The following is an 8,907-nucleotide window of genomic DNA, read 5'->3' as shown; positions in this document are numbered from 1 at the left end:
CAACCAAGCTGTTATTCAAAGGTTCGAAGGACCAAGGCGTCATCATCCAAGGTGGATTCCGAGCGAATACGGGCATCATAGGTTTAGCGTATGTCGCCAATATCTACGGTAATCAAGGCGTGGCACTTGCGGCGATCTATGTTGCCTCAATTACTGTGCTCTACAACATCCAAGCCGTGATTGCCTTAACCCCTAAGGGCAAAGACACGGGCGATAAAGCCATTCAAGCGATAGCAAAGTCTATAACCAAGAACCCTCTTATTATCGCCATTTTCCTCGGTGTTTTCTGTTACGCACTGTCTGTTCCCATTCCTAAAATGGTGACTGATGCCGGACAATACTTGGCGAAAATGACCTTGCCTCTGGCTTTGCTGTGTACCGGTGGCTCATTGGATATCAGCTCTCTCAAACAGGAGAAACTCGCGACTTGGTTTTCCTCAAGTTACCGGTTAATTGCCTCGCCGTTACTTATCACATTGGCTGCATTGGCCTTAGGCTTTGAAGGGCTCGATCTTGGACTGATCTTCCTGATGAGCGCGGCACCAACCGCCGCTGCAAGTTATGTAATGGCACGAGCGATGGGCGGAAATGCAACGCTTGCTGCCAATATTATCGCGCTGACCACTTTAGGTTCGCTTATCACTTGTACGCTTGGTATTTTTGCACTTACTGCAATGGATTTAATATAGCTGCGACAGGCTTCAAAAAATCAATACAAGCCGTCATATAAAGGCCGAAACCCTTGATTTAACGCTAACTGGTTCAATACAAAGGCTGCTAGATTCTACGAAAATTTTCTTAGAGATCTGATATGTCTTCCGTTCAAAATACGCCTTCACAACGCATCGCCAGTATCGAGTTGGGTCGAGTGATTGCTATCTTGGCGATCATTGGCTTACATGGCCAAATGGCCCTTACTTATTGGCAAATCAATGACGTGCCATGGATTGGTTATATTCTCAACCAAACTGCTCGCTTTGCCGTACCTCTGTTCTTCCTAATTTCAGGTTATCTGATTCAACCTAAGCTCGTCTCATCTCCTTGGGAAACCGTCATCAATTACTCGAAACCACTGCTCAAGGTTTGGGTGGTATGGAGCATCATTTGCTTAGCGGTACCCTTCAACCTCGCTAGAGTTGAAGAGCTTGGTTATCTAGGTGAACGCCAAGGTTACTGGGGCTTTTTGATGAGCACACCGCTCAACTCTTTCTTAGAGGGCGGATTAGTGCATTTATGGTTTATTCCAGCTTTAGTTTTCGCTGTTTTGATCATCGCTTTGATGGTTGAGATGAATCTCGATAAGCTATTATTACCTCTTGCAGCTGCACTCTACATCTACGGTGTTTTAGCGGGAAGTTATACAAGCCTGACTGGACTAGAAGCACCTTTCTTTACCCGTAACGGCCCGTTCTTCAGTACATTAATAGTGACCTTAGGTTTCCTTATTCGTCAGCATCAATGGAAAGTGTCATCGGCTAAGGCGCTAGGTTTAATAGCACTAGGTATGGGCATTCATTTTGCTGAAGCGGCATGGCTGTCTAAATTCGACATCGCATTCAACATCCATGATTTATTGTTTGGTACTGCGCTATGGGGAATGGGCACGTTTATGTGGCTTCTAGCTAATCCAAACGTGGGCAATTATGGTTGGGTTCGTGCTATCTCAAATCGTATGCTGGGTATCTACGTTAGTCACCTATTAATCATCATCTTGTTGTTCAATGTCTGCGGTGTATTGGGCATTACGGAGCTAGCAAAAGACGTAACCGTATTCTTTGGCACTGTGTTACTCAGCTTTGGGTTGGTCGTTGTGATTGAGAAAAGCCCACTGCGACACATGCTGCTTCGTTAGCACCAACAAAATGGCGTGATTAACCTTCTCGGTTCAACTAGCCACAAAAAAGAAAGGCAAGATAACTTAGTATCTTGCCTTTTTTGTTCAGATAAAGAGTGAACTTGCGTCATTCATAAGGTGTTATCGGAACGCCATCGCGCCTTTACCTACCCCTTCATAAGCCACAATTTGTAGTGATTGGTTTTCAGTCAAACTTGGAGCAACTTGATCCGCAATGTAGCCTGCTAGTAACTCCACCGTGGTATCGGTTGGCAAGATTTCTGTTTCACTCTTAGCAATCGCTAACTCAAACTCACCTTGTGGCGCCGTGTAGCTAAAACCATAGTGGCTTTCGTCATTCACACTCTTGGCATGCTCGCTTAGGTTTAATGATGAAACAGAAACTTGGTCTTCTTTAGAGCCTAGATAGATGTCTTCCCAACGCTTAGCAAACGCTAGTTCACGTTGTTCATCACGCTGACCGTCAACCACAATTTCAACCGGAGAACGGTGGCCATGAGCAATACGCTGACAGTTACCATCGTGCTTTTTCAAACCATGGGTATAGTGGTAGAACGCACCATTAATGTTCTCGTGGCGAAGGGTGATCTCTAACCCTGTGACGTTGCTTGGAAGGTTATCGCGAAGAATGTCATAAACGTGTGCGGTCACGCTCTCGATTGTGATCGCCTCTGCATCAACCAGACAGTAAGCTTCATCAGGGCAGTGCAAGTGAAGACTCTTATCACCACGCAATACATCGACTTTTGCGTAGCCCGGTTTACTTGCTTGATGCACGATCGCTGCATTTTTCATTGGTAGCAGTAAACGGTGATCGACATGCTGATCAACAAGGTTTTTGATCTGTTTTTTGACTCTGCTAAAGTCTAAAACCATGCTCATTTCATTCAGTTCACCAGACATGGTGACATCTAAAATCCAACTATCTCCTACGACCCCTCTGTGTTCACAGATGTATGAAGAATCGATAACGGTAAGGTCTCTTACAAATAGGTTCAAGTGGAACTCCTTAGTGCTTTAATGAGATACGGGAGGCTGAATAATGTTCAGCAGGCACTTCGTCTCATTGATGTCTGATAAAATAGGACGGGCAGGATGTTACAACAAGCTTATAAAGTCCACCTTTTTACACCGTCATTCGAGAAATGAACAAACTACGCGCAATTTCCGCTAAAACATAGGCCAGTCTCATACTAATAGCCATATTGCAGGTAGGGTTGCAAGCGCTTCACGTTACATTTTGCTTTAGCCATAAACGCGGCGACATTCCCGCGACATGCTGGAAAGCTCGCGAAAATCCAGAATAACTGTTGTACCCCACTTCATCCGCGACCCAGTTGATGGGCTTGTTTTGCAACAGCAACGATTGAGCCACAGACACACGCCACTTTTGGACATAATCACCCGGAGTTTCGCCCACCTCGCGCTTAAATGCTTCGATGAACTGAGTTCGAGACATCGCCGCCAATGAAGCCATTTTCGCTATCGAAAAGTGTCGAGCTGGCATTAGGTGAATGGCGGTCACTACCGGAGCAAGTCGTGGGTGAGCAAGCGCAGAAAATACGCCTTGATCGATTTGCTGTTGTTCAATGAGATGGCGGAAAATCAAAGCCATTAGCGCGTCACTCAACTTATCCATTAAGTACTGCTGGCCTGATAACTCTTGGTTCGATTCTCGAAACAGCACCTCAATCACCGGCATAAGGTTAGGTGCGTCTTCAAACGGAATCACGATCACGTCAGGAAGAGCAGACAACAGAGGATTCATTTGCCCTGAACGGTATTCCACACTCGCACACACAACTTCTGCACCGTCTCCAACCCCTTCAATCGCGTGTGGTGTGCTATTGGGTAAGTAGACGATACAAGGCTGAGAGAGCTTCCTGTGTTCCATACTAGAGCTCGATAGAGTCAACTCACCGGCACTCAATACATGAAGGTGCCCTTCTTTACCCTGTTGCGCGTTGAATGACGATACCCCACACAAGTTCCCAGAATAGAAAACACCGGTGCGTATCGAGAAGTGTTCCATCAACTGTGACAGCAGATCCATGCATCCTCCGAACGATTCGCTTACTTTTTAGTTCTTTTGTCCCTCTATAGACCGGACCAGTCGGCTAATTTATTTCATACAAGTTAACTAACACTGACAAGGAACTTGATATGTCACATTTAAAATCGACCAGTCAAAAAATCACTCTTACAGCCGCATTACTAGGCGCGAGCTTTTCACTAATGGCAGCTGACTTTGATATGAGCGTTGATAGTAACGACCTCGCGATTAAAGGCTACGACCCGGTTGCTTATTTCGACAGTAAAGGGCCAGTGAAAGGCACACCAGAGTTCACAGCTACGTACAAAAATGCCATTTATCAGTTTGTAAGCAGTGAAAACCGAGACCAATTCCGCGAAGATCCACAAGCCTATGCGCCTCAGTACGGTGGTTACTGCGCCTTTGGTGTGGCAATGGGTAAGAAGTTCGAAACCGACCCTTTAGCTTGGAAAGTAGAAGATGGAAAGTTGTACCTGAACTTAGACAAGTCAGTGCAAAAACGTTGGTTGGAGAACACACAAGAGTTCATCCAAGATGCGAACAACAATTGGACCACTATAAAAACGGTTGAAGCCTATAAGCTCTAGATAAATTGCCACTGCCCTCCCTTCTATAAACGGAAGACCCTCTGTCTTCCGTTTTTCCCAATATCATAGTAATCATATTCAATACGCAGCATCTTAGGACGCGAATCCAACCTATTTTTATTCTATACTCATGGCAGATAAGCTTTTCATTTCATGGAAGAATAATGATATTACCTAGGATTTTGGTACTTGGACTCTGCCTGTTTTCAACCCTCTCTTATGCGACTCCGTGGCAGTTCGTTAAAAGTGATGGTGGCATCACTATACATAAGCGTAATCACGGAAATGGTCTTGTTGAAGTTCGAGCGCAAATGCAGGTCGAAACCAGTTATTCAGGCTTTCTCTTATTGTTGGAAGACAGCGATAACGTACCGAATTGGATCGACAATGTGTCGCACAGTGAAGTATTAATGCAGATCTCTAGTAATGAGAATATCGTCTATACCCAGTTCAAAGCTCCCTGGCCAGCTCGTGACCGTGATATGGTGACGTATTCGAAATATGAAATAGAAGACGGTCAATTCACCCTAACCATTAAAGATGCATCTAATTACTTGGCTAAAGAGTCGGGGTATATTCGAATCAACGAGGTCGATGCGCTATGGGTTTTGCAGCCTCTAACCAATGGCCTGACCCACATCACCTATACGGCATATGCGAATGCGGGTGGTATTTTGCCTGACTGGTTAATGAATCGCTTATCAGCTAACAATGCATTCAGTACCTTCAAAAAGCTTAAAGACCAGCTTCCAAAGTACCAAGGGCAACAGCACCCTAACCTGGGCCAATAACTCGACATCAGGTCTGGCTTAAGGCATGCGACGATTAATTTCGTCTCGCCAGGTCACGCGCAAGGATCAATGCTAAGCCAAAGATCTGAAGAAAGAGCGCAATATTTTTATAGAGGGTCATCTGCTCTTCAAGAGCTTGGAGGAGTTCAGATAAGGTTAGATTATCAAGGTAGAAGTCATCGATACGTGTACGTTGTGATTGCTGAGCTTGGTTTATCAACATCATGATCTGAGAAAGGTTTTCGACGGTAATCTCTGGGACTTTGCCACTGACCCACGCACCAAGCTGACCACGCATTGCTTCTTCTAATTCCGGTGTCACCGCCGAATTTGAAGAGGTACTGATATCCATGTGCAACAACATAGATTCACGCTTACGTTCTAAGGTTTCAATCGTATTCCAAGCCAACTGAATCGAGTATACATTGCCCTGTTGACGCTCTCGATACTGAGCTTGTTCAACCACCATTTTGTCGAGCACTAGGCTCGACACAACAATAGCCAGAATATTCAGCACTAACCCTGTTAATACAATCATCCATGGTGGAGGGAGGCGTAACGCCATGCGTGTCCTTATATAAGCTTATCAAAAGGAAGATAAATCAAGTTTAGAACAACTAAAGACACCATGCTGGCAAAGGTCAAATACATGCCTTGCTTTCTTCCCTTCAGACTACGAGCAAGGATGCTTTTCCCATGAATAATACGACCAGCAACAAAAGCAACACCAATAACGTGGATCAGCCATACATTGGCGCCGTTGAACTCGAGCAACGCCATCAGTATCACGGTAATCGGAATATAGTCCATAGCATTACTTTGAGCGGAACGAGCCACTTGTAACGATTCAACACCACCATCTGCGTGTGCCACTTGATTCTTTCTTCTTTGCTTAATCACTTCAATAGAAAGCCATAACATGACCAAAGTGAGCAACGAAGCATATAACGCTGTAACCATTATCATTTCCTACTGGTTAGTTTATTCGGCGGACTACCTCAACGTATCTGTATTCAGCAAACAAAGAGCATTCACGCCCGCACATGTGTAAGAGATCTCTCACAACAAACGTAAGAGATTACAATCAAGCTTCGCAGAAAAATCCTAGATTACAAACCCAAGTCCTTGTTTTGTATGAGTCCGCACAGTTTTTCTTAGCTTTGCCTTCAGATTATTTGCTTGAGGTAGATTGTCGGAGAAGCCTCCAGAGTGTTTAATATACGTGTCGACAGGGAGTTGGCAGGAACAGGAAAAAGCCTAATGGATTAGGTATCTTCAGGATGAAGATTTGATGACTTAGGATGAGTTATCAGCAAGGAAGTTATGCTCTAGGATAGAGTCACTTATCAGGATGATGAGTTAGTAAGGACACCGCTAGGAAGGCGATGAATTGGATAGGTTAAAGGATTTAGCCACGTCAAGGAATGATGCAGGGAGCACCAGTTGCCTATTGAAAGATAAGTAACGCGCAGTAGCAGGATGGCTACGAAAAGAATAGACCCCGTTTGGTGAAAGCCAAACGGGGTTTCCTTTTTCTAAAGCCTAGGAAATTTCAAAAGCTAGGCTACAGAATAATGTTCATCAGGAACATCGCACCAAACGCATTCAACACTGAAATAGCGATCATCACTGGAATGTAACGGCCTTCGGTACCAATTGGTCCCATGATACGACCCATGTATTGAACCTGTGAGCCCATCAAGTAAATAGCTGGCGCTAAGATCGCAATATGATTGCCATTCAAGATACCTTGGTCAAACAGCGTGATTACCACACCCACTGCACCGCCCATCGACATCCACGCACCGATCAATACTGCAGCTGCTTCACCCGGTAAACCAAACACCGCCATGATTGGAGCAAACACACTGCCCATCAAATCCAATGCACCCGTAATCTGCAATGCTTTGATGATTACAAACGCCATCAGAACATTTGGCACTGTCGAGGTGGTCGCAATAACCCAACCTTTCTTAGCACCTTCAACGAAAATATCAGTCACCATTGGTTTCTTTGCTTTTACTTCGCTCATTATGCTACTTCCTCTTCCAGTTTTTGTTCTTTGTCTGATTTTGGTTTGTCTTCTTTGCCTTCAGTAATATTGAGGTAGATACGGAACAGGTTGGCACCCACAAACTTAAAGATGAACATCACTGCTACAGCAAGGCCAATAGATGACGTTACCGCGAGAGAACCGTCCATTGCGGTTAGAGTAAATAGCACAGCACCAGACGAGAAGAAGTTAACGATCGCCGCACCTGCTGTGAATTGGAACATGGTAAAGACATCAGTTTCGCGCTTGGTTAGATGCCCTTCATCTTTAAGCTGACGTGTCATCGCAGCACCTGCATCGGTACTTTGCAAAGAAGCGATCAGTGCCAAGCCTGAGTTACCAGGAATACCCATAAGAGGACGAAGTAGTGGAGTAAGCAGTTTACGAGCCGCATCCAGTGCACCGTAGTGCTCAAGTACGTTGATCATACCCAGAGCAAACATCACGGTCGGAATAAGTGTCAAAGCAAAAATGAAACCGTCGCGAGCACCGCTACCGCCTTTACCACGTAAAGAAGTGGTAGCTGCTTGGATACCATCGGCGGATTCACTCACATCGTAAGCGACTTTACCAAATGAACCGTTAAGCGTCGTAAAATCGAATACGCCATACCATTCATTGGACTGCATTAAGCCGGAAAAAAACACAACCGCGAAGGCGAGTGCGATGTAACTACCGATCGTGACTTTACGATCGGTTTTCGCTGGATTAGTCATAAGGACCTCTATACATCTGGTTTATGTGGAACAGAACACGCATAGATAGTGCAAACTAATGAGCAACAGGTTACTGACCAAAATCAAATAGTGTATGACTTTGAATGTAAGTTCATCAGCAACATATAAAACTGTGATTATGATTTAGATATAGAAAAACAAACTGACAATTTCCTCATATTTCACATACAAAACTAAATAGAATTTGCTGCAACAACGCAACCGAAAACACACAGATACGATACAAAAATCAGCGCTAAACCGATAACCACCTGCCCAATCCAATTTCTGATATTTACGTAAGAGATCTCCTACATTACTTTTCCTGATAGATTTAAAGTCAAACACAATCAAGTACTTAACATGTAGCCTTCCTTGAGAAAGTTAACTGCTTCATTGTGGTTGATTAGGTTTCAATCCGCCCTCAATCGATGAGCCACTTTATAAAGGATTTGAGCTTAATTCGAAATTCCAGACTTAAGAGGTGCTATAGACTTCGCGCAGCCAATATAGAAGGAAAACGGTGACAAAAATGGAAATGAGAACACTCAAATATCAGGTAATGGGTAAAGGCATGTGGATCACTGCCACGGTATCTCGCGCAGTTGCGGACCAACTTGCGATGGAGTATCAATCCTATGGCTGGCCTGTTGAGATATGTGCTGCAGAACAAACAATGACGTTTGATCGTAATGCTGCATAATATTGGCGACACAGAATAAGCTCTATCGGCCCTAAATCCGGTAGGGCTTTTTCTTTATCCGCTTCCACATGCAAGACCATATTTCGTTTGCATCACAGTCTCTTGCATCCCCTGTAATCGGTTGAATTATTAAGATATCTATCACACTC

At 44.5% G+C, this 8,907-nt stretch carries 11 protein-coding genes; 5 read left to right on the top strand and 6 right to left on the bottom strand.

Annotated elements, in window-relative coordinates; all coding sequences use genetic code 11:
* Both BCT81_RS16190 and BCT81_RS16185 read left to right on the top strand, forming a co-directional pair.
* The coding region (locus tag BCT81_RS16190) for an AEC family transporter (RefSeq protein ID WP_102425103.1) at positions 1-689 on the top strand (689 nt) is incomplete at its 5' end.
* Positions 690-811: 122 nt separating this feature from the next.
* Positions 812-1,852, top strand: coding sequence for an acyltransferase family protein (locus BCT81_RS16185; RefSeq protein WP_102425102.1), 1,041 nt, complete (start codon positions 812-814; stop codon positions 1,850-1,852).
* Positions 1,853-1,975: 123 nt separating this feature from the next.
* On the opposite strand, the gene BCT81_RS16180 is transcribed toward BCT81_RS16185, so the two are convergent.
* Positions 1,976-2,854 (bottom strand): 6-carboxytetrahydropterin synthase, encoded by an 879-nt coding sequence (locus BCT81_RS16180; protein WP_102425101.1) that lies wholly within the window; start codon positions 2,852-2,854, stop codon positions 1,976-1,978.
* 229 nt (positions 2,855-3,083) lie between these two features.
* Entirely contained in the window at positions 3,084-3,908 is an 825-nt protein-coding gene (locus tag BCT81_RS16175) for an AraC family transcriptional regulator (RefSeq protein ID WP_102425100.1), read from the bottom strand.
* A gap of 110 nt (positions 3,909-4,018) precedes the next feature.
* Between BCT81_RS16175 and BCT81_RS16170 the strand changes: the two genes are divergently transcribed.
* Together BCT81_RS16170 and BCT81_RS16165 are read left to right on the top strand one after the other, a co-directional pair.
* Entirely contained in the window at positions 4,019-4,495 is a 477-nt protein-coding gene (locus BCT81_RS16170) for a YHS domain-containing (seleno)protein (RefSeq protein WP_102425099.1), read from the top strand.
* Positions 4,496-4,659: 164 nt separating this feature from the next.
* Complete coding sequence (locus BCT81_RS16165; RefSeq protein WP_102425098.1) at positions 4,660-5,286, top strand: START domain-containing protein; 627 nt, start codon at positions 4,660-4,662, stop codon at positions 5,284-5,286.
* 34 nt (positions 5,287-5,320) lie between these two features.
* Here BCT81_RS16165 and BCT81_RS16160 read toward each other — a convergent pair whose 3' ends face one another.
* The 4 genes from BCT81_RS16160 to BCT81_RS16145 form a co-directional block, all read right to left on the bottom strand.
* Positions 5,321-5,851 (bottom strand): hypothetical protein, encoded by a 531-nt coding sequence (locus BCT81_RS16160; RefSeq protein WP_061032916.1) that lies wholly within the window; start codon positions 5,849-5,851, stop codon positions 5,321-5,323.
* 8 nt (positions 5,852-5,859) lie between these two features.
* Entirely contained in the window at positions 5,860-6,246 is a 387-nt protein-coding gene (locus BCT81_RS16155) for an MAPEG family protein (protein WP_061032915.1), read from the bottom strand.
* Positions 6,247-6,850: 604 nt separating this feature from the next.
* A complete protein-coding gene (locus tag BCT81_RS16150; protein WP_004737023.1) occupies positions 6,851-7,318 on the bottom strand; it encodes a YjiG family protein in 468 nt (155 codons plus the stop codon).
* Positions 7,318-8,055 carry a nucleoside recognition domain-containing protein gene (locus BCT81_RS16145; RefSeq protein ID WP_102425097.1) on the bottom strand — a complete coding sequence of 246 codons (738 nt, stop codon included), beginning with the start codon at positions 8,053-8,055 and terminating at the stop codon, positions 7,318-7,320. Before BCT81_RS16145 ends, BCT81_RS16150 begins: the two co-directional genes overlap by 1 nt.
* 532 nt (positions 8,056-8,587) lie before the next feature.
* Between BCT81_RS16145 and BCT81_RS29360 the strand changes: the two genes are divergently transcribed.
* The gene (locus BCT81_RS29360; RefSeq protein ID WP_198596910.1) at positions 8,588-8,758 is read left to right on the top strand and encodes a hypothetical protein; all 171 of its coding nucleotides are present in this window, start codon (positions 8,588-8,590) and stop codon (positions 8,756-8,758) included.
* The last annotated feature ends 149 nt before the right edge of the window (positions 8,759-8,907 follow it).

Origin of the sequence: Vibrio sp. 10N.261.52.A1, from assembly GCF_002876325.1 — a bacterium.
Classification (GTDB): Bacteria; Pseudomonadota; Gammaproteobacteria; order Enterobacterales; family Vibrionaceae; genus Vibrio; species Vibrio chagasii.
This window is presented reverse-complemented; position numbering and strand designations above follow the sequence as displayed.